At 45.2% G+C, this 22206-nt stretch carries 20 protein-coding genes; 4 read left to right on the top strand and 16 right to left on the bottom strand.

Features of this window, described 5'->3' with window-relative positions; all coding sequences use genetic code 11:
* Positions 1–3 precede the first annotated feature (3 nt).
* Together GQF63_RS09545 and GQF63_RS09550 are read right to left on the bottom strand one after the other, a co-directional pair.
* Positions 4–1176, bottom strand: coding sequence for a glycosyltransferase (locus tag GQF63_RS09545; RefSeq protein ID WP_160369005.1), 1173 nt, complete (start codon positions 1174–1176; stop codon positions 4–6).
* A 55-nt stretch (positions 1177–1231) separates the two neighbouring features.
* Positions 1232–2260 (bottom strand): glycosyltransferase family 2 protein, encoded by a 1029-nt coding sequence (locus GQF63_RS09550; protein ID WP_160369006.1) that lies wholly within the window; start codon positions 2258–2260, stop codon positions 1232–1234.
* A 436-nt stretch (positions 2261–2696) separates the two neighbouring features.
* Here GQF63_RS09550 and GQF63_RS09555 point away from each other — a divergent pair, with 436 nt between their 5' ends.
* The 3 genes from GQF63_RS09555 to GQF63_RS09565 are packed head-to-tail and all read left to right on the top strand — an operon-like array spanning position 2697 to position 5732.
* Positions 2697–3182 carry a SixA phosphatase family protein gene (locus GQF63_RS09555; protein WP_160369007.1) on the top strand — a complete coding sequence of 162 codons (486 nt, stop codon included), beginning with the start codon at positions 2697–2699 and terminating at the stop codon, positions 3180–3182.
* Between the two features lie 19 nt (positions 3183–3201).
* Positions 3202–5211, top strand: coding sequence for a thioredoxin domain-containing protein (locus GQF63_RS09560; protein WP_160369008.1), 2010 nt, complete (start codon positions 3202–3204; stop codon positions 5209–5211).
* A gap of 20 nt (positions 5212–5231) precedes the next feature.
* The gene (locus tag GQF63_RS09565) at positions 5232–5732 is read left to right on the top strand and encodes an FKBP-type peptidyl-prolyl cis-trans isomerase (protein WP_160369009.1); all 501 of its coding nucleotides are present in this window, start codon (positions 5232–5234) and stop codon (positions 5730–5732) included.
* A 221-nt stretch (positions 5733–5953) separates the two neighbouring features.
* Here GQF63_RS09565 and mnmC2 read toward each other — a convergent pair whose 3' ends face one another.
* Positions 5954–6622 (bottom strand): tRNA (5-methylaminomethyl-2-thiouridine)(34)-methyltransferase MnmC2, encoded by a 669-nt coding sequence (gene mnmC2, locus GQF63_RS09570; protein WP_160369010.1) that lies wholly within the window; start codon positions 6620–6622, stop codon positions 5954–5956.
* Positions 6623–6684: 62 nt separating this feature from the next.
* On the opposite strand from mnmC2, the gene GQF63_RS09575 reads away from it, so the two are divergent.
* Positions 6685–7917, top strand: coding sequence for a dicarboxylate/amino acid:cation symporter (locus GQF63_RS09575; RefSeq protein ID WP_160369011.1), 1233 nt, complete (start codon positions 6685–6687; stop codon positions 7915–7917).
* On the opposite strand, the gene GQF63_RS09580 is transcribed toward GQF63_RS09575, so the two are convergent.
* The 13 genes from GQF63_RS09580 to GQF63_RS09640 form a co-directional block, all read right to left on the bottom strand.
* Positions 7914–8858: a glycosyl transferase family 90 gene (locus tag GQF63_RS09580; protein ID WP_160369012.1), complete on the bottom strand. Its 945-nt coding sequence runs from the start codon at positions 8856–8858 to the stop codon at positions 7914–7916. The genes GQF63_RS09575 and GQF63_RS09580 overlap by 4 nt on opposite strands.
* A gap of 400 nt (positions 8859–9258) precedes the next feature.
* Complete coding sequence (locus GQF63_RS09585) at positions 9259–10299, bottom strand: GntR family transcriptional regulator (RefSeq protein ID WP_160369013.1); 1041 nt, start codon at positions 10297–10299, stop codon at positions 9259–9261.
* A 118-nt stretch (positions 10300–10417) separates the two neighbouring features.
* On the bottom strand, positions 10418–11371 hold the full coding sequence (locus GQF63_RS09590; RefSeq protein WP_160369014.1) for a Dyp-type peroxidase: 954 nt from the start codon (positions 11369–11371) through the stop codon (positions 10418–10420).
* A gap of 45 nt (positions 11372–11416) precedes the next feature.
* Positions 11417–12769 (bottom strand): alkaline phosphatase family protein, encoded by a 1353-nt coding sequence (locus GQF63_RS09595; RefSeq protein ID WP_160369015.1) that lies wholly within the window; start codon positions 12767–12769, stop codon positions 11417–11419.
* Entirely contained in the window at positions 12762–13982 is a 1221-nt protein-coding gene (gene eboE / locus GQF63_RS09600; RefSeq protein ID WP_160369016.1) for a metabolite traffic protein EboE, read from the bottom strand. Before eboE ends, GQF63_RS09595 begins: the two co-directional genes overlap by 8 nt.
* The gene (locus GQF63_RS09605) at positions 13969–15150 is read right to left on the bottom strand and encodes a 3-dehydroquinate synthase (protein WP_160369189.1); all 1182 of its coding nucleotides are present in this window, start codon (positions 15148–15150) and stop codon (positions 13969–13971) included. Before GQF63_RS09605 ends, eboE begins: the two co-directional genes overlap by 14 nt.
* 12 nt (positions 15151–15162) lie before the next feature.
* On the bottom strand, positions 15163–16032 hold the full coding sequence (gene eboC / locus GQF63_RS09610) for a UbiA-like protein EboC (RefSeq protein ID WP_212592526.1): 870 nt from the start codon (positions 16030–16032) through the stop codon (positions 15163–15165).
* Positions 16033–16045: 13 nt separating this feature from the next.
* Positions 16046–17014, bottom strand: coding sequence for a TatD family hydrolase (locus GQF63_RS09615; protein ID WP_246163447.1), 969 nt, complete (start codon positions 17012–17014; stop codon positions 16046–16048).
* A gap of 17 nt (positions 17015–17031) precedes the next feature.
* A complete protein-coding gene (locus GQF63_RS09620; protein ID WP_160369019.1) occupies positions 17032–17877 on the bottom strand; it encodes an EboA domain-containing protein in 846 nt (281 codons plus the stop codon).
* A 47-nt stretch (positions 17878–17924) separates the two neighbouring features.
* On the bottom strand, positions 17925–18758 hold the full coding sequence (locus GQF63_RS09625) for a 3-keto-disaccharide hydrolase (RefSeq protein WP_246163449.1): 834 nt from the start codon (positions 18756–18758) through the stop codon (positions 17925–17927).
* A complete protein-coding gene (locus tag GQF63_RS09630; RefSeq protein ID WP_212592527.1) occupies positions 18737–19903 on the bottom strand; it encodes a Gfo/Idh/MocA family protein in 1167 nt (388 codons plus the stop codon). The genes GQF63_RS09625 and GQF63_RS09630 overlap by 22 nt, the downstream gene beginning before the upstream one ends.
* A gap of 19 nt (positions 19904–19922) precedes the next feature.
* Positions 19923–20960 carry a sugar phosphate isomerase/epimerase family protein gene (locus tag GQF63_RS09635; RefSeq protein WP_160369020.1) on the bottom strand — a complete coding sequence of 346 codons (1038 nt, stop codon included), beginning with the start codon at positions 20958–20960 and terminating at the stop codon, positions 19923–19925.
* Positions 20961–20985: 25 nt separating this feature from the next.
* Positions 20986–22197 (bottom strand): cupin domain-containing protein, encoded by a 1212-nt coding sequence (locus tag GQF63_RS09640; protein ID WP_160369021.1) that lies wholly within the window; start codon positions 22195–22197, stop codon positions 20986–20988.
* Positions 22198–22206: the final 9 nt, after the last annotated feature.

The raw sequence follows: 22206 nt of genomic DNA on the forward strand, positions 1-22206 counted from the left end.
ATTCTAATCCAATAAACTATTATTTAAAAATTCATGTTCTTTTTCCAAGCTGTGGTTTTCCAAGAAATACGTGGCTGCTAAATCACTTTGTTCTTCAAAAAATTCCCTATTGGTTAAAAGTTCCTTGATATATAAGGCAAACTCTCTCGGATTATTGCTCACCAAGCAACCGTTATTCACTTTATTGACCAATCCATCTACTCCGCGACGGTTGGTGACCACCGGAATGCCGTGCGCTAAAGACTCCAACACTTTAATTTTAATGCCTGTGCCGGTTAGCATGGGGCACATGGTTATTTTGCTATGCTGATACAAGGCTTCTAAATCCTCCACGACGCCCAATTTATCCAAGCTGGGATGGTCGGGTATCGCCTCACATATTTTCCCGACAACGGATATTTTCAGGCCTTTTAATTCTGGCAATACGTATTTTATGAACCATTCCATACTGCGTACATTATGCTCATTTTCGCTGGCCACGTATAAAATATCCTGTTGAATTTCACGATCAACAGGTTGAATTTGTGCCGGAAATGAAACCGGCAATAAGGCCACCTTATTTTCTAAAAACTGATCGAAAATATAGTGTTCCTCCATGGAATAGGTCCATACCTCATCAAACTGTTGAAGGGCCTCGAGTTCCGATTTAAACAAACGCGATGCGGCGCCAAAAGCTTGCTTTCCATGAGGCATATACTGACGGGTCAGAAAATCATGGCTATCGTTAATGGCATAAGTCGCCGGAATAAACTCGCGCAAGCGCGCCCAATTGGCATAGCTCACGATAAGCACATCAAACTCCTTATCGGCAAATTCCTTTTTAATTTGCTGCTCTACATAATAATCTACATTATTCAAATGCGTAGGTTCATACTTCAGCAAATTGCGCAGGAGGCGTGGTACCTTTTCATTGAAAAAATAATCCAAATAACTCCGGTTCTTCTTCGAGCGATTAAGGTGAAATAAATGCAATTCAATATCGGGATAAAGCGTATGAAATCGTGCTATATCCGCTTCCGACCAGGGGTGTATCGATAAAAAATCCACCTCTAAGAAATCCGCTTGTTGCTGTAGGTAGTTCAACATACTCACACAGCGGGTCATGTTTCCCGCTTTCAGGCGCATGGGGTTGTCTACCATAAAATAAAGCAACTTCTTTCTCGTACTACTTCTCATTCTTCTTCTTCAGCGTTTATATTCTTTTTTCTATTTTACTTTGTGTTGAATGAACTCATCGGCTCTGCTCTTCCCGATAGTAGGCGCGCATTTTACGCCGAACACGGGAAATGGGGATAAAACGGCTACAGAATAAGCCCCACTTCAGCTGCTGTTGCCGCTTTTGTTGATACCTGCTATAAAACTGATCAAAGGCTGCAGCCGAAGGGCTGTTTAAGAATTCCTGAAAAGGAAAACTTAACTGTTTAAATTCATGCTGACTCATATAAGGCCTGCTATATTGTTGATAAAATGCCTGAATCATGTCCATCACATCTTGCTTTTGTTGCGCTAGTAAGGACATGTTTAGGTAGCGAAACCCAAAGGGCTCATGTTCTAAAAAGCGGGCTAAATGCAAGCTTTTCGAACCTAGCAGGCTATTCCGTTCATAGAAACTGACTAAATAATTAAACCAATCCGGAATTTGTGCTAATAAGCGATCCGCTTCTTGAGCAATACGTCGGTGGTTTTGATCTTCATGACTCCGGTAATGATAGATACCCGCCGCGTTATAGGCAATACGATCGCTCATTGCCAACAGACAATGTGAAAACAAACCGTCTTCTGCAGGCTGAATGCCTAAAGGAAAGCGTACATCAGCGTGCCTTTGCAGATAACTTAGTCGCCACATCTGCGCACAAGTGGGCAAGGCAACAAGCGCTGGAAAACGATGCCCATAATCTGCTCCTATAACCAATCCATCCGCTTGTTCCTGTTCCAAAACCTGGTAGGAACTAGACAGAAAAGTGGAATCCAGCGTATCATCAGAATCCAAAAAGTAGATGTAGCATCCTTGCGCATGCTGCAATCCCCGATTACGGGCGGCCGATACACCGGCATTTTCCTGCTGCAACAGCCGCACTCGTTTATCTACCCGAGTGTAGTGCTGCGCCAGCTGAGCCGAACCATCTGTGCTACCGTCATCAATTAATAGCAGTTCAAAATCCTGAAAGTCTTGATTAAGCACACTTTCCACGGCCTCTGCTAGAAAAGCCTCTCTATTATAAATAGGAATGACAACCGTTATTTTGACTGCTGTTTTCATTGTTTTAAGGGTAGATTATCGATAGTGTGTATCAATTCAACGGCATAGCGCTAGAAATAGTGTCTGTTTTCAAAAAAAAGCCTGTCTGTTATAATAATTTTAGCCTAATAGATAACAAGCTTTTCCTTAACATAACCGAACCGCCCTTCCGGCGAAATGCCACTGGAAGGCTATTCAACAAATCCACTCCTTAGTTAAAAACGCATAAGAACAGGAAATCGCAACAGGCAGAAAAGCAAGCTATTGAAAACCCGAAAAACCAGAAAACCAAACTTATTCCCTTTGAATTATGTTTTTTAATTATAATTTTAATAAAATGCAAAAGTATATAATAATTTGATAACACCGCTATAGCTTCAGCGATTTCTTAACATAAAGGAAACAATCTATTTCAATTAAATTCCATAAATTAGTGCTATTATTTTTTTAAAACCCTATGAAAACCCTATACCTCATCCGTCACGCCAAAGCTGAAGACCACGGTCTGGTCAAAAATGATTTCAACCGCAATATCGTTTCCAAAGGAAAAGAACGTGCCATTCGCATCGCACAAGAATTAGCTAAGGACCTGCAAATCGATGCACAAAGCCTATTTATCAGTTCCTCGGCAAATCGTGCCATTCAAACCGCCCATATCTTCAGCGAGATCCTCGGCTATCCGGAGGCCAACATCCAAGAAACCAGAGCCATTTACGAAGCGCATTTCACCGATATCCTGGCCGTCATAAATGCAGCTGCTAAAGACGTTTCGCAACTCTTTATTTTTGGTCATAACCCGGGCCTTTCCAACTTATGTAATTACCTGAGCCATGAAGAGGTTGATTTAGCGACCTCCAATGTGGCCATCCTCCAATTACCCGAAGATTTTGATTTTACCGAATTATCCGGCGGCACCGCGAAGCTGCAAGGCGTAATTCAGTAATTATCTTTACCTTCGTTTTATGGCGAATAAACTGCATAAAGAAGGATCACCTTATTTACAACAACATGCGCATAACCCAGTGGAATGGTACCCCTGGGGCGAGGAAGCCTTGGCGAAAGCGAAGGCAGAAAATAAATTGATAATTATTAGTGTAGGCTATTCAGCCTGCCACTGGTGCCATGTGATGGAGCGGGAGAGTTTTGAGAACGATGCGATCGCGCAAACCATGAACAAGTTTTTTGTGTCCATCAAGGTCGACCGCGAAGAACGCCCGGATATTGATCAGATTTACATGATTGCAGTGCAATTAATGACCAATGCCGGCGGCTGGCCCTTAAACTGCATCTGCCTTCCCGACGGTCGTCCCATCTATGGGGGCACCTATTTCAAACCGCAAGACTGGCAGAATATACTCCTTCAGATTGCTAAAATGTGGGAGGAAACCCCGCAGGTTGCCCTTGATTATGCCGACCGCCTGACCAAAGGTATTCAACAAGCTGAAAAGCTACCCATCCAAGAAATCCCGGAAACCTATACCCAAGAAGATCTGCGTGCTATTGTAGACCCTTGGAAAGAAACATTCGACCCCCAATATGGTGGCTACCGCCGCACACCCAAATTCCCATTACCCAACAACTGGCTATTCTTTCTGCGCTATGGTAGCATCTATAAAGACCAAGGCCTGCTGGATCATGTACACTTCAGCTTGCGCAAAATTGCTCAAGGTGGCATCTACGATCAAATTGGCGGCGGTTTTGCCCGCTATTCCGTTGATCAAAAATGGCATATCCCCCATTTCGAAAAAATGCTTTACGATAATGGGCAGCTGATTAGTTTATACAGCGAAGCCTACCAGCAACAGCCCCATTTCTTATACAAACGTGTGGTGGAGGAGAGTATCGCTTGGGCTGAACGGGAAATGCTGGACGATAATGGCGGTTTTTACGCGGCCCTAGATGCCGATAGCGAAGGCGTGGAAGGGAAATTCTACAGCTTTGACGATCAGGAATTCGACCTCTTGGGCGAACGTGCCGATTTAGCGCGTCAGTATTTCAACAGTACAAAGAGTGGCAATTGGTCGGAAGAACAAACCAACGTCCCTTTTATTAACGACAACGAAGAACAGCTCGTGGCCGAAGCCGGCTATAGCTTAGCAGAATGGGAACAAGAGCTACAACAACTGAAAAGCGAGCTGCGTGCCTACCGCGACAAACGCGTGCATCCGGGCTTAGACCATAAGCAGCTGTGCACTTGGAATGCCCTGATGATTCAAGGCTTGGTAGACGCCTACCGTGCCTTTGACAACCCCCATTACTTGGCCTTGGCAGAACAGACTGCCAGCTTCATATGGACAAAATGTCACGATAACGGTCAGCTTTTGCACCAACCCGCAGACAGCAACCGAAGCATCCCGGGATTCCTCGACGACTATGCTTTTACCTGTGCAGCCTATACGGCCTTATACGAAGCCAGTTTTGACGAAACCTGGCTCTATCGTGCTAAAAACCTTGCTGACCAAGCCATTAGCCTCTTTTATGAAGCCGAGGAAGCCAGCTTCTATTACACCAGTTCCAACGCGGAAACCCTGATTGCGCGCAAAAGTGAAATCATGGACAATGTCATCCCCGGATCGGTTTCTTGTATCGTACGTCAGTTGTTTAAGTTAGGCCTAATGTTTGATGAACAAAGGTATGCGGAGATCGCCGAGCAAGTATTTGCCAACGTGTACCCGCATATTAAATCCTATGGATCGGCTTATTCAAATTGGGCTATCCAATTGCTGGAATTGCAAGCAGGGGTTTGGGAAGTAGCCCTCACCGGAACCGATGCCTTAACATGGCGAAAGGAACTGGATAAAACCTACATCCCGAATAAAGTAACATTAGGTGGAACAAAAAGCACCTTACCCTTGTTAGAACATAAAGAAGGTGTGGAATCAAAAGCCTACCTTTGTCAGCAAAAAACATGCAGTCTTCCGCAAACGTCGATTGCCCAGATTATCGAATTAATAAATAATAAACAGGGATAAGCTCCCATAAAACAAGTACAATGGCAATAGAAAACAACAATGTAGTTACATTGAATTACGTTCTTCATACAATCGAAGAAAATGGCGAAAAAACCTTTGTAGAGCAAACAACATCGGATAATCCGTTAACATTTTTATATGGTGTAGGGATGATGCTTCCTAAATTCGAAGAAAACATCGCTGGCTTAAACGCAGGTGATAAAACCTCTTTCGAATTAGAAGCAAATGACGCTTATGGCGAGCGTGACGATAAAGCTATCGCACAATTACCTGGCGACATGTTCAAAGAAATCGGTCTTCCTCCAGTAGGTGAAGTGATTCCTTTGCAAGATAACCAAGGCAATCAATTCCGTGCGGTTGTTATTGAAGTAACACCGGAAACTGTTGTTGCCGATTTAAACCACCCGATGGCAGGTAAGAAATTAAACTTTGATATCGAAGTTTTAGCTACTCGCCCGGCTACTGAAGAGGAATTGTCGCATGGACATGCACATGGAATCGACGGAAACGAAGGTCACTAAGAAAATTTAAAAATTATAAAAAAAGCATCGAAAAGGTATTTCGATGCTTTTTTTATGGCCGATGTTGGCGGAAATTTCGCCCGATCTTTTACCGACTTGCTTCTCCTCTCTCCCTTTATAGATCCCTTTCTCACCCCTTTCACTCCCCTTTCAAACCCCTTTGCCAAGGGCTGAGCAAGGCCAGAAAAAAGGTCGTGAAAATAAAAAACAAAGGGGATGATTTAGCCTAATTTTATAGCACGTAGCATTTCTCGCTTTCCAGGAGCGCCTGGAGCCTTCTCAATGCTGAAGCCAATAGACTTCATGCTTCTTTTTAAATTTCCGGTAATGGCATAGGTCACAAAGACACCGCCGGGTTTTAAAAACTGACAAACATGCGCCAAGGCTTCGGTCGTCCACATCTCGGGTTGGTGGATCTCGGCAAAGGCGTCAAAATAAATCACATCGAATTGCTGATCGGTTTGAAAGTCCATCAATTTCTGATGGGCAATCTCCAAGGACAGCTGCTCGCCTAACCCTTGCTGCTGCGTTAGCGCCTTTTCGTAATTCGCCAAAAAGGCGTTCCAGGTTGTGGCATCCACATAGGCATCATAGCCAGATTCTGCCAGGAGGGGCAAAGCAAGTGGATAGGCTTCGATACCGGTGTAGGTCAAGCCCATCCCTTCCCGCTGGCAATAATCTGCCGTCAGTAAGAAGTTTAATCCCGTTCCAAAACCTATTTCCAAAATGGAAGCTTCGGCTTGCTGTTCCTTTTCCAAGAAAAAACATAAGCCACTCTTCAGAAACACATGTATGCTTTCCTGATGGGCACCATGTTTGGAATGGTAGTGCTCGCCTACCGCTTCATGATACAAGGTTTTAGAGCCGTCGCCTGTTTTTACAAATTCCATGCTTTATTTTTGGCAAATCTAAAATAAAAACAAGTATTTTAGCCTTTCTCAAAGAAAATTAAATGAACAAGGTTCTACAAAATTATGGCAGCATCATCTGGCTACTGGTTGGGATCAGCGTAGGTAGCCTCATTGGGATTTTTTACCCCAACGCAGTTGCCGTCTTGAAACCCGTTGGTGATATATTCCTGAACCTGCTATTTGTTTCAGTAATTCCACTTTTGTTTTTTGCCATCTCCTCTTCCATCGCGAATATTGAAGACAGCAAAACCCTGGGAAAAACCATTTCGGTGATGACGATTGTTTTTATTGCGACCATCGTTATTGCAGCCATCTGCACCATATTAGGGCTTTGGGCCTTCCCTGTTACGGCCATTCAAGATAGCAATGCACTAGTGGATGCGCTTCCTAGCAATCCGGAGGACAGCTGGGGCGATCGTATTGTTCGTTTTCTTTCTGTGGATGAATTCGGAAATCTTCTTTCCCGAAAAAGCATCCTGGCCTTTGTTATTTTCTCCTTATTGGTGGGTGTCGCTACGCGTCGTTCAGGAGAAATGGGACGGCAATTCACGCAGTTCCTCAATGCCGGAAATAAGGTGATGGAAAACCTATTGACCTTAATTATGAAAGCCGGACCTGTAGGTTTGGGTGCCTATTTTGCCTTTCAGGTAAAAACATTAGGCCCTGAACTGTTTGGCTTCTATGCGAAGCCCTTAGGCTTCTACTACGCCTTTGGCCTCATCTTTTTCATCATTATATTTAGTGTGTATGCCTTCTTAGCGAAGGGCAGCCATGGAGTTTCCTCCTACTGGAAACATAATATCGCGCCTTCCTTAACGGCATTAAGCACCTGTTCTAGCTTGGCGACTCTGCCAGCAAATCTATTGGCGGCTAAACGCATCGGTATCCCGCATAATATTGCCAGCATTGTTATCCCTTTAGGCAATACCCTCTATAAAAATGGATCGGCCATTTCTTCTATCCTAAAGATTTACGTCGCTTTCTCCATCTTAAACTGGGATTTCTTTGAACCTAGCACCTTGATTACGGCGGTCGGTATTACCGTTTTGGTATCGATGGTGGCCGGAGGTATTCCCAATGGTGGCTTTATTGGTGAAATGCTGATGATATCCATTTACGGCATCCCGAATGAGGCAGTGCCTTCCATTTTGATTATCGGCGCCTTGGTAGATCCTTTAGCCACGGTATTAAATGCAACGGGAGATACCGTAGCGGCCATGCTGGTGACGCGATTTTCCGGGGAGAAGTTTGAAACGGAATCCGTGGAAGCCTAATTATTGGTATATTCGAAGTACTTCTCCAATACCAATACGGAAATCAGGTCTTCTTTGGTTTGATCCCTAAATTGTCGGGTATAAGCATTCGCCTGATCGATAATTTCCTGCGCTTTTTCCGGATGAGCCATATAATAGGCTAATTTTTCTTCTAAATCGGCATAGTCTTTCCGAATGGAAATATAATGTACATCTGGCTGTAAACGCCCTTCCATATACCAGGTTTCATAGGTAGGCTCGGGCATCACGGCGATGGAGTTTGAAGACATAATCCATTTTAAATTGGTCGCCACATCATTCCCTTCAATCGCCAGAATAAATTTATAGTTGAGGTGTTCGGCGATGGAAATCTTCGGCTTCAGCCATGGGCTGTCCTTCATAATATCGCCCAGATCGCATAATGGATGATGGAAATAAAGCTCGTAAAAGCGGCGTCTATGCTCCTGCTGAACGGCCGCACGACCAATTAGCATATCTTTCTTCGCCGCAAAAGGAATATCATCTTGAATAAAGTTAAAATGCCGCACCTTATCTAGATTTAGCAAAACGGCATTTGCAATATCCCCGGCAATAGGTCTACTTTTCACCAAACTCGGCGAATGCGGAATGGTAGTCACATCTCCCGGAATTAATTGAAACTGCAAGTGCCCATCAAAATAACGAAGGTATTCCTGGCTATCGTAATAGTAAACTTTCAAACGGGCAGGACGCACATTTTCCGAAATACGAACCGGTGAGTCTAACAAGGGGCGATGCTCCTGCAGCTGATTATAATAATGAACCCGGCTCATGATATCGTCTAGGTTATATTGCGCCAGCTGTTTTAACAAGTGCTTCCTGCGCGTCGGCACATGCGCTGCAAATAAACGACGCAACTCCGCTTTCAGATAATAAAGGGGTTTACTATTCTTATTTTGAAAGAATACCTTTTTAATATTCATATTCCTTTGTGTGGGGCTAAGCTTACGCTATAAGGGAAAAAGTATAGCACTAACTTATAGTTACCATTTAAGTTGACAAAGGTAATACAATTTGTTTAAGGTGTGGTTTTAACGTCTTTTTTTCATCGTGCTGTCATCGTGAGCATGCTGTCATCGATTTGTCATCATTTTGTCATGGTGAGCGGAGTCGAACCACGAACGACTGGTACGTCAGTGCAAGCAGCAATACCTAAAACACTTATTAATAGCTGTTTACTTAGTGAAGGTAGTTGTCAATAACATGTTTTTGTAAAATATTAATAAGCAAGTTACGCATAGTTGATTGCACTGACGTACCAGTCGTTCGACTCCGCTCACGATGACAGCACGATTAAAAAAGATTAAAAAAAAGATGTCCCCCCTAAATAGAAGGTCTTTGCTTCAGGTAGAAAGGCACCTCCACATGGTCTTTTGATTTTTTAGCAATCAATTCAGCAGCCATTTTGCCCATCATCTCGAAATCTGTGGAGATCGTTGTAATGCCGTTGAGGATAAATTTTTTGAGTGGGGTTTCATTGTAGGAAATAACGCCTACATCTTTACCGATCTGTAATTTCTTACTGATGATTTTATCGAGTAGCTTCACCAGATCATCTTCGGCGATGTTGATATAACAGGTGCCGACGGATATTTTTTCCTTGTCGAGCTCACTAACCAGAATATGGTTAAAGGCATATTGCTGGGCAAACTTATAGAATCCTTTAATAATGGATTTTGGGTAATCGCTATTATCAGGGAAGATGAGTTTAATGGTATCGTATTTACTGAGTGCCGGCAGGGCTTCCTCCAAGGCTGTGTAGATGTCTTTTTCGTAATTTTCATAGACCGCAGCAAAATCACCTTGAATATCATCGATATACTTGCCTAGGAGCACGAGTTTTTCGCAGGGGATATACTTGTTAATAATCTCAGAAGCCTGGTCTCTCCCCTCTTTAAAATGCGGAAACAAGACGTAATAATCGTAGGTCTTGGTGAGATTGCCTAATAAGGTACGCAGGTAAGTGATATCGCTGTTGTAGACAAAAAGGTCGAGGGCGGCTTCATCGGCCAGTTCTTTGGCAAAGGAGTCGTATACAATCTTTTTATGGGCTGAGAGTTTATTCAGCAACAGGGCAATCTTTTGGCGCTGTTTGACATCGGCCGTGGCCACATAATACCCTTTTCCGGGAATGGAAGCAATAACACCTGAGTTTTTCAGAAACTTATAGGCCTTTTCCACGGTATCTCTGGAAATATCGACATAGACACTTAACTCGTTAATAGAGGGCAGCATATCATCCTTTTCCAGGGTTCCATTTTTTACGGCCTCAATAATAGCGCTCGCCAATTGTTGGTATTTCGGCGTTGCAGAAAAGTCACTGATCTGTATGGTTTTTAGAAAATCGGTTACTTTACTTGTCATGGGAGCGGCTATAGTACGAGTTAGGTTATCTTTTTGATGCATTCTAATATAAATAAAATACTTTATTATTGAAACGGATAGTCAGAAAATCATGGAAAGACAGCTGCCTATATGCAGGCTAGCCGGAAAAATCACTGAGCATGGACAGAGGAGGCGCAAAGAATAGAGCACCCGTCTTGGCCACACTAAAATCGAGCAGGCGATCGTAGTTGCCTGTGGGATTACCGATAAACATATGAGTTAGCATGGTTTTTACGGTGCTGAAGTTGCTGCTGTAACAAATAAAGTAAGTTCCCATTTCATTGGAGCTAACACTTCCAAATGGCATATTATCGCGCACCACCTTCTTATCGTCGCCTACATTGGCCAAGGCACTGTGCGAATTGCTAGGCTTTACTTCATCGGGCATTTCGACATCCTGTGCTTTCGACCTGCCAAATACCTTCTCCTGTTCCTCCAGGGGCAGCGCTTTCCAGGCCTTTAAATCATGGATGTATTTCTGCACGAACACATAGCTCCCACCCCGATAGGCAGGGTCTTGTTCATCGATAATCGCAAAATAATTCCGGTCATCGCCATGCGGATTCTCCGTACCGTCGACAAATCCTAGAATGGAACGGCTGTCCCAGTAGCGAAAGCCCTGCACTTCCACGATGCAGTCGGCCATGCTCGTTAAGTGGTCGGATAAGACTGTCGCCATATCATAGGCCAGGCTTTTCTCATCGGCACGGATATGGAGGTGAAAATCGCCGCCGGTAGCCACTGCGGTATGTTTATCGCCAGCAATGGCTTCAAAGTTGTGCAACTCTTTCGGCAAGGGTTCCGGTAATTCCAGCAGTTTCCAGGCATCATGCCCAATCCCTAATACGCAGCTTGCTTTGGCATTTGGAAAACGATCTAGGGAAGAATTATTCAGGTTGATAACCAAAGCACAAAGGCGCTGAAACCCTTTTTTCAAATCGGCAACAGGGGCATTCTGTTTCAATGTCCACACCAAAAAGAAGGTGTTATTATTGGGATAATCGGTTACATTTTGCGCATCATTGGATGGCGGAAATTGATTTGCATTCATAGTTATGTGTGTGTGGATACTATTAAATTAAGCATTTCTGCGAAATTATTCGCCAAAAACTTTGCGCAATAGCAAGTCCTTAATTGCTGTTGGTGCCAAGGGTTCAGCGAATTGATCCTTACTGATCCACACCGGATAATACGCCGGATCTACATCCACGATGCCGTGTGATCCCTTGACCAGGTTGGCATCCAAAGGTGTAATATCTAAGATGGCTCGGAAACCTATTTTTTTCAATAGTAGTTTTGCTATGGCCCGTGATTTGGAGGTCATAAACATCTCAACCGGGTCGTATCCGGGTTTTTTATGGATATCGACCATGCGTGCATAATCCGGCGCCTTCCTGTCGTCTTCCCAGAAATAATAGGTAAACCAGGCTTGGGGTTTAGCCAGGAGCACCAGATCGCCAGAGCGCTCGTGATTGATGCCATAGGCTTGCTGTTCTTCCTTATCCAACACCTGATCAATGCCATCTACCTGGCTTAGTCGCTGTTTTACTTTCGCGGTGGTTTGCGCATCTTGGCAATACACATGGGCAATCTGGTGATCGGAGACCGCAAAGGCCTGGGATGCGGCAGCATCGAGTAGTTCCAGTCCGCGTTCTTCACGGATTGCAAGCAGTCCCTCCTTACGCAAGATTCTATTGACATGAATCGGTTGATTTACGGGGCCAATTCCATACTCGGAGAGCAGGACAACTTCAATTTGGCGGGCTTCAAAAAACTCGACCAGTTCTTTCAGGAGGGCATCGATTTGTTGCAATTCTGTTTTGATGGCTTCCTGATCGGGGCCAAACTTCTGTAGGCAATAGTCCAGGTGTGGCAGGTAAATCAGGTTCAAGGTGGGTTGCTGTGTTTCTTCCACATACATGGCCGCATTGGCTATCCATTTAGAAGACACTATATTGGCATTAGGGCCCCAGAAATTAAACAGGGGAAACTTCCCAAACTTGGCCGTCAATTCATCACGCAGGGACGCAGGATGCGCATAGCAATCGGGCATTTTACGTCCATCGGCTAAGTAATTAGGCCGTGGGGTGACCGTAAAATCGGCCCCATTATACATATTGTACCACCAGAAGAGTTGGGCACAGGTAAAATCGGGGTTTCTTTTTTTGGCGCTTGTCCATATACTTTCGGCGAGCACCAGTTTATTGGACTGCTTCCAGAATTTAATCTCCGAATCGCCATGATCAAACCAGCCATTGGCCACAATACCGTGGGTACTGGGCGTTGTTCCGGTTAAATAGGTCGATTGGGAGGAGGTGGTTAAAGCGGGGAATGGAGGCTTGATGGCGGTTAAGGAATTCCGCTGGATAAACTCCTGAATAAAAGGGGTATATTTTCCAATAACAGACGTTGATAAGCCAACGACATCGATAACAGCTACTCTATTCATGCTTTTTATTTAATTCGTTTATTAACCAGTTTAATTCGCGTGCTATTGATTCCTGAATGGGAATCTGCAAGGCTTTGGGCAATACGCCCCAAGTATAGGTTTCTACTTCCACATGCGCCGTACGTGGCTGGGCCTTATGCAGGGCCAACACCGCCAGAATATCATCTTGCGTAGAGGATATCTCGCCATATTCAGCCAAGAATATAGGCACGTGGAAATGACTGCGCCATTCGACATGATCTGGGTTGGCGATATCCGGCAATGCATCCATCAAATCGCGGTATTTAATCAATTGGTTAGCCTTGTTTCGGGCAATCACCTGATGGAGGTAAATGGGTTCATCAAATTCCTCCAGCAGCTTTTCCTTGTTGCTCCGGTCTATCGGATCATCTGTCAGGCTGACCTTTAAGGCCGAGCTAATTTGGAACTTCCCGATCTTTATGCCGGCTTGCTCCAAGGCCTGCATGGCTTGGGGATGGTCGGCATAGGCCAGGGCGAAATGGCATACATCGTAACATAGGCAGATGTAGCGTTTGATGATGTTCTGTGTTTCTGCCTCTCCTATCCCCTTTTCCCCAAAGAAGCTGTAGGCTTGTGGCAGGAGCTCCTGCTGATACCAGTGTAAGAACTCATCGAGGTTTTCGAGGACGCCATCAGGTTCCGGTTCGATATCCAGATGCATGTACTTTCCGGTTTGCCCTTCCTTTTGTTGCAGAAAGGCTGCCACTTCAATAAGTTGCTGGGTACAGGCATGGCGCATGTCCTGCCATTCCGTGGTACCTTCATCAAACCAAAAGCGATAGCTTAAGGGTGAGGTGGATATGCCGGCCTCTGCGCCCTCAGGAATCAGGTTGGCGAGGATATCAAATAAGTTTAGGGTATAGTCTTTCCTGCGCTTGCTGGTCCAATCCGGGAAGTGCACCATATCTTTCACGCGTTTTTCGTGGAAATCGCCGAAAGGAAAGCCATTCATGGTAAACACGTAGCAGTGCTGCTCCTGCAGCCAATGCTGAAACTCTAACAACACTTCCGGGCGTTGCAGGTCGGCGGCAGCTTCTGCGGAAAGGCGAAGGCCTAATCCGAAGGGGGCATCCGGCGAAACGGCCGCTTTTATTTGCGGCACATGACGCTTGAGTTCTTCAAAATGCGCATGCCAGTCTTGCCCGGGATGAATATTGGTGCAATAGGATATATGCGTATTAGCTAACTTCATCTAATCGGTTATATGCTGCTTGAAATTCACTTAAAAAATCGATGGCCTGTAACACCAGTTCGGCATCAATCTGATGGAAATCTTTTCCTTTGCCCAAGTGTTCCAGCAGAACTACGGTTAATCGACCACCTAGATGCTCTTGAAATTCAACCAAGCCCTGTATAAGTTTTTGCTTTCCTTCTACCGTGGATAAGAGCTCATGATAAACAGGCAATCCTAATTGATGAATAAGGTGAACCACAGACAGGGCTTCCTGTTCTTGTAAATTCCCCAAGAGGTAAGAATACACCACATCAATGGCAATGCCTATGGCGACGGCCTCACCGTGCAGCACCTGGAAATTGCTCAGCTGCTCTAATTTATGGGCACTCCAATGGCCGAAGTCCAAGGGCCTGGAGGATCCCAGCTCAAAGGGATCGCCATTGCGGATATGTTCGAGGTGTAAATCGGCACAGCGGAAGATGAGTTCCTTCATGGCTGCGGCATCCCGCTTCGGCAATTGCTCGGCATGGTCAATAATCCATTGGTAAAAGTCGAGGTCTTTAATCAAGGCAACTTTAATGGCCTCAGATATACCGGCCAGCCAGGACCGTTTGTCGAGGGTTGCTAAGAATTGGTAGTCGTTGAACACGGCAACCGCCGGCGTAAAGGTGCCGAGGAAGTTCTTTTTCCCCTTATAATTCACCGAGTTCTTAACCCCTACGCCGGAGTCGTTCTGCGAGAGTACCGTCGTTGGAATGCGGATATGGCGAATACCGCGGTGCGCAATGGCAGCGGCATAGCCCACCAAATCGAGGATTGCTCCACCACCGATGGCAATGACATAGGAATGCCTATCGACGCCATACTGATCGATGGCTTCGATGATGGCATCTAAGGCTTGGGGATCGTTCTTACAAACCTCCCCACCTTTTAAGATCAAGGGTGGGCCGACAAGCTTAACATCTTCCAGCTCCTTGATGTAAACATTTAATTTAAAGCCCAGTTCAGGATGTTTTTCCCAAACCGCATCGTCAATGACGAAGAGTATCTTTTGCTTGAAATCAGGATTTCTTTTCTGCTTGAAGAAATCGCGCAGTAACGTATTCTGCGGAGAGAATAGATCTTCCGTAAAATAAATGTTATAGGAATAATCAATCGAAAAGCCTTGTTTTAACACACGTTCCATAAACATATAAAATTAGGTGACCGCAAATTTTTTCGCTAATACAATGGAGATAGGTAGGGTGCAGCATACGGCCAATGCTAAGACCCAAAAGCCACTCAGGGCTATCCAACTAGCGTTCATAAGAATCAATGCCAATACGCCAAACTTAACAGCCTTCCGAATGTCGGGCGGTGCCAGGGTTTGCAATGCCTTGAAGAGGGGTTTGCCGATCATAAAAGCAAAGCCCGCAATAAAAATAAAAGCTACATACAAACCGCTTTGCAGCGTATAATACGATAAAGTGCCCAACACCAACAGGTAAAGGACTAAAGAAACGAGCATGGCTTTTTTATTATCGCCATAGACCTCGCCTCGGGAAATATTGGTGACCGCGGCGATATAGACAACCGGCACCAAGGCCAGTGGCCAATAGGCTAAGGCTGCAGGAATAGCTGCTACCCCTAACAATAGATTAAGCCCCCGGCACATACCCATACAAATGGGGCCTAGGATAAAATGATGCTTGGCGATGCCATTGTAGATTAAACACATTAAAACAATGGCCAGCGCAATATAAAAACAGGTTGAATTAATTTTCAAGGCGAGTACACAGCCCAGCACGAAAGCAATGGTTCCTAATTGAACGGCCTGACTTATTTGAACCCTGCCGGAGGGAATAGGTCGTTCCGGGCGTTCAATTTGGTCTAGCTTAAAATCAAAAACATCGTTGTAGACAATACCTCCCATGTACAGCGACATACTCGACAGGCTTAAAAGCAACAAGGTAGGCCAATCGGGCAAACTCTGCTGCATAAATAAGCAGGCGATGGCCAAGCCGGCCATGACATCACTAATTGCTGTTAATACATTCGAAGGTCTTATCAACTGCATCCACCCCTTCATAGCACGAAACCTTTTAAGAAATAATAATAGATCCTTTGTTTAATCGTGGTTGTTGTCCGCCACGCAGAATGGTATTGCCTTCAAACTTTGCGGAAGGGTCTGCCTGTAGGGTATCATTTAAACTAGCTAGGTCGATATGATTGCTTACGGCGAACGCCTCAATAGCATTGCTATAGGTCACCATTTCTACACTTTCCCGGGCTATTCCTTTTTGCAACATTAAGGCTGCCGTCTTTGGCACAGCAAGCGGATCGCTAATGCCCCAGTCGGCGGCTGAATTCACCATAATCTTCTCGGGGCCATAGGTTTTCACGATATCTACCATGCGTTCATTTCCCATTTTGGTGAAAGGGTAGATGGTAAATCCAGCCCAGAATCCTCGGTCGAGGACATCCTTTACGGTTTCCTCGGAATTATGATCAATGATGACCATTTGCGGATCGAGGCCATGCTCTAAGGCGATTTCCATACTGCGGATGGTTCCGCGCGTTTTATCGCGGTGTGGCGTATGCACTTGTACCGGCACATTGGCTTCTTTGGCAAGTTCTAATTGCGCCCGGTAGTATTTTTCTTCTGCGGCGGTTTGATCGTCGAAGCCAATTTCACCAATCCCTAACACGCCTTCCTTATAGATGAAATGAGGCAAGAGCTCCATCACCTGCTCGGCCAAGGGTTCGTTATTTGCTTCCCGGGAGTTGAGGCCTATGGTACAAAAATGGCGGATGCCAAATTGCGAGGCTCTAAATCGCTCCCAGCCAATTAAACTGCTGTAATAATCTTTAAAGGTATCCAAGCCGGTACGCGGTTGCCCGACCCAGAAGGCTGGTTCGATGACCAATAAGACGCCTGCATCAAACAAGGCTTGGTAATCGTCGGTCGTTCTGGAGACCATATGGATATGCGGATCGACAAATTTCATCCCCTTAATCACGTCCAATTCCAACGGTATAGGTTTACCCATAGTGGATAAATCTCTATTCATTTCAGTACACATAGGCTTTACTTTTTATATGCTTCCAATACTTCTGCTATTGGAGAAATTTGATCGAATTCGGATGCATGTAACTGCATAAATGGTTGACTTAGCTGGTTCTTATTTGTGGCCAGCGCCTGCAACAACAGGCTTTTATTGTGGGGGTCTTGCTCTGCGGCATAGCGCTCCTCCAAGATGCCAAGGGCACGTTCGGGCAGTGCTTCTTTAGCCAGCACCCATAACATGGGATGGATGTCGCGCTTGGCAGAATCCCGTTCATAGATATAATCGACAATAGCCGCTGCTAATGCAGGGTTATTGCGCTCAAATAATCCATGAATGTTTAAAATGTTTTTCCCGGTGAAGAAGGCCTTCAGGATCATTTGATTCCACGCTTCTTCTTCCAGTTGACTACTGGAAAAGGTGTTATGCTCGATAACCGCCTGCTGGACGGTGCCGATATTATTACGGATACCTTCTTTGCAGCGTTCTACCCATAGCTCTGGGTAATCCAGCAAGGGTAAGGCAGCATACAAGGCTTCCAGCTCTTGCATATCTGCATATTCAAAGAGCTTATCAATAAATTGTTGATAGGCTTCCTTCTCGTCGTGAAGTAAGCCCAGTAACCATACGCGGGCCAGCTTCAAAACGGTCCAGTTGACTATCAACAACTTCGCGCTATCGGTAGCAGGTAAGCTGATTAAGGATTCACGATTTGCAAAGGATAAACGACGGTTGAGGGTGGAAAATATCCGGACGAAGTGCTTCTTATAATCTTCTTCAATTTGTTGGGCACTTTGGTTTAAATAGGTTATTTCTTCCATGGAAAGCCGTTGAAATAAGGCTTCCATTACTTTCTCAGTCGTTTTCATTGTTCAGGTTTATCCAATATTAGCAAATCCCTTTCTTAATTCCAAACCTACTTTTGGATTTTGATACGCATATCTTTGTACTCGACCTTCATCGGTGGACCAACATGCACTTGAACACCAATTAAGCCCTTATCTGCTCTGTTTTTAGAATCATTATCAATGACTTCAGACATCAGTTTACCATTGACAAAATGGGATAGCTTATTGCCCTGCGCCACGATTTCGATATCATTCCAATCGTTTTCTTTAATGGTGTTTTTCAAGGTTTCTAAGTTATCGATGGTATCCAATACATTTCTATTGGTCCAGGCATTGCCTTTGGCTTCTGCAGTAACACCTTCTTTAATTTCAGCCACCTCGGCGCGTTGTCCGCGGTAGGCTAAGGTCGTGCGCTTGCGCTCTTCATAATTCTGACCGGTATAGTTTTTCTTGCCATCAATATCGGCTTGATAGCCTTTCAAGGCAAATGGCAATTCCGTAAAGCGCTCGCTACGGTAATTGATTCCGGAGTTTCCTTTGTCGGAGATTCTAAACTTCGCCGTCATGATGAAGTCGCTAGGTTCGCCACCCTGCCATATCAAGAAGGTATTGTTCTTTAAAGGTTCCTTATCTGCGGCGATTTCGCCGATGAGAATCCCGTTTTCCACACGCCAGAAGGTCGTATCGCCTTCCCATCCGGAAAGAGTTTTACCATCGAGCATATCGACAAAGTTTTGATCGCTTTCCGCTTGTGCGGTACTATCATTTGCCGCAGCATCCTTATTGCCGGCTGTGCCATTGCAAGCCTGCGCTAGCACCAAGGTGCCCAGGAAAAGACCGCTAATGGCTATTGTTTTTATGTTTTTCATTGCTGCTTGGGTTAGATCTTGTTGTTTTTCCATGCTACATCGGTATCTTCCCAGCGTCTATTTTTCGCTGAAGCAATCACCGCCTCACATACCTTTTGGGTTTCGTAAGCATCGCGGAAGGTAGGATGACACTCCTCTCCTTTCTCTACGCTACTTAAGAAATCGGCTACCTGATGGATAAAGGAATGCTCGTAGCCTACAGACAAGCCTGGCACCCACCATTTATTCATATAAGGTTGATCGCCATCGGTTACATGGATGGAACGCCAGCCTTTCACGATAGACTCATCGGCATTATCGAAGAATTCCAAGCGGTTTAAATCGTGTAGATCCCAACGTAGGGAGCCTTTCTCGCCGTTGATTTCAAAGGTGAACAGGGCTTTATGGCCACGCGCATAACGGGTAGATTCGAATAAGCCTAAGGATCCATTGTCAAAGTGGCAATGGAAAATACAGGCATCGTCGATTTTCACCTCTTCCATCTTGCCTGTTTCCTCGTGCATACGTTGTTTTACGAAGATTTCAGTAACGGAAGAAACGTCTTTAATGCCTCCATTTAACCACATGGCCAAATCGATACAATGCGCAAGCAAGTCGCCGGTTACCCCAGAGCCTGCAGCCTCGGCATCCATGCGCCAGAAGGCGCGCCCGCCCTGCGGAAGGTTTTCATTGATGGTCCAATCTTGCAGGAAGTTGGTGCGGTAGTGGAAGATTTTCCCTAGTTTACCGGAGTCTACAATTTGCTTGGCCAAGGTTACAGCTGGTAAGCGACGGTAGTTATACCATACGGTATTCTTGACCTGACTGGCTTCTACGGCATCCACCATTTCTTTTCCTTCGGCTAGGGTTCTGGAAAGGGGCTTTTCGCAAAGCACCATCTTCCCTGCCTTGGCAGCAGCCACGGCGATTTCATGGTGCATATTGTTTGGCGTACAGATGTCGACCGCATCAATATCATCACGCTCCAATAGCTTACGCCAATCTGTTTCATAGGATTCGTATCCCCATTGTTCGGCAAAGGCTTTTACTTTATCTTCGCTGCGCGAGCATACGGCTTTCAAAACCGGGGTGTATTCCAGGTCAGGAAAGAAGTTCGGCACACGTTTATATCCATTGGAGTGGGTTCTTCCCATGAATCCACAGCCTATTAATCCAATTCTTAACTCTTTTTTACTCATGATTTATGCGTTTATAGGTTTACTCGGACCAGCCATGCTGATCGCGTACTTTGATCAATGTCTCTAAAATCGAGTTCCAGGTTTCTTGCTTATGCATCACCTCATTAGGGAACATACAGCCATCCCAACAGATGTGGTTGAAGGCTTTGGTTAGCTTGCCTTGCTCATCACGTAGCCAGTATCCTGCATCTTTAACGATATCGAGTTTGCCATTCGGGTCGGTTGGTAAGCAGTGACGTCCTGTTTTATCGTGGGAGCCTGAGCCGAATACCGTACCGTCATTTTGTGCCACATGGAAATCAATGGTCCATGGACGCAATTGGGAGGTTAGGAACTGCAAGCCGCGTTCTAATTCTTCGCGGTCGCTCCATTCGAAGTCGGCTTTCAAGATGCGATCTTCCGGGCTGTTGTAGCCTAAAAGATAGAGGAAGGTATGCGACATATCGGCTTGAAATCCGATATTTTCCCGATCGACCATTTCCAGGGTGTCTAGCATTTTACGCCAGCTTTGCATGCCACCCCAGCAGATTTCTCCTTCTGCTGCCAGGCGCTCGCCATATTCCGCCGCGGCATCGCAGGCTCTGCGAAAGGTATCGGCAATGAGTTTTGTGTTTTCTAAAGGGTTCTTGCTCCAATCTTCTACGCCTGAGGCCGAGTCTATACGGATAACATTGTTAGTGCGGATGCCCTGCTTGCGTAATTTGTAGCCGAATTCTGCGGCACGTTTTACGACATCTACAAAGCGGTCGCGATCTGCTTGCGAGCCCATGGCGGAGCCTCCATCTGGTGGCCATATTGGTGCAACAAGCGTTCCTATTTCAAGGCCATAGCCTCCTATTTTATCGACTACCCAAGAGATATGGTCGTCGGACGTATCTAACTTAACATGCGGATCAAAAAGCCCTAGGTCTACCCCATCGAACTTAACACCATTGACATTTGCTGCTGCTGTTTTCTCGAGTAATTCATCCAAAGAGATAATAGGCTCATGATCGCCTTTGCCAACAATCCCTGGCCATGTTGCATTGTGTAATTTTGGAAAAGTGTGCTTGCTCATAACATTCGTTTTTTAGGGTCAAAAATTAAGACTGTACCGTTAAATCTGGGTTATCAGGACCGAAGTGCTTCAACATCACAATAGGGTCCGTTTGCGAGTGGTTTTCAATCCACACCCCACGTTGGGCAGCTTCTTCGGAAACAAAGTATTCATCAAAGGTCAATTGGCCATAACGAATCAATGCTGGTGTTTCAATGGTCCAGTCGTTTAGTTTTCCATAGCCCTGCATCATAATCAAGCCGTAGGCTGCAGCATCTTTGATCAACACTTTCTGTCCGGGAAGAACAGTTAATTCCTTCGCTGAGAAGGCCGTAGATTTATAGCATATCCATTTCTCGATATATCCTTCTTGCTCCATTTCGGCTTCATCCTTCACCGGGATTGGTGCCATAAAACGGTTCTGCATCATGTTGGGATCTACGTTCAAGTCCCAGTCAATGATATCCATTAAACCATCGTAATTACCACGTTGATCCTCAGGTATGCCCTTCCACAATAACTCCTCATCGATAATCGCCTCATTCACCAATGACTGGTACATGGCGAATACATCAGATGCTTTTTGCGGCTCGTAAGTACACATACTGCCCGGCGCATGCAACAGGCCTGGAGGGACATCCCATCCGGTGCCCGGCTCTAAGCGGTAGGCTTGCGAGAAGTTGGTGATTTTATTATCGCCTTTAGAGAAATTCTCCAGGCATTCTTTAATTTGTTCCTTGCTTGTGCCCGGTGCAATACCCATAAAGGTATACGGGAAATCACCACCGTGGTTGTTCAACTGCGGTGGAAAGTAATAGGCTTCTGGTTTTCCCTGTTGGCCGATTAATGCGGCTTTCTCATCGTTATGGTGAATATGATGTGGCAGAGGCCCCATATTATCGAAAAACTTGGAATACATCGGCCAGCTTTGGTACTCATCCCATAAGCGATTACCGATTAAACGGCCTTTTAATTCGTTGACACAGTCGCTAAGCAATATTTGCTCGGTCTTGCCATTCTCCTCATAGACCACAAAACTTAATCCTTCAAACTCACCGGTTAAGGGGCCATTCTTGGCGGGTGTTGTCGAGGAAAACCAACGTTCGTCAATACCTCCACGTTCACCACCCAATACATAATAATCATCCGGATGCAGCTTGATACGGCGACCCGGTACACAGAATGATCGTGGCACCCAGTTCGGTGCTAACCTTAATACTCCCTTTCCTTGCTCGAAAGCTTTTTCAATATTTCCCATCGGTTTATG

Origin of the sequence: Sphingobacterium humi, from assembly GCF_009768885.1 — a bacterium.
Taxonomy (GTDB): domain Bacteria; phylum Bacteroidota; class Bacteroidia; order Sphingobacteriales; family Sphingobacteriaceae; genus Sphingobacterium; species Sphingobacterium humi.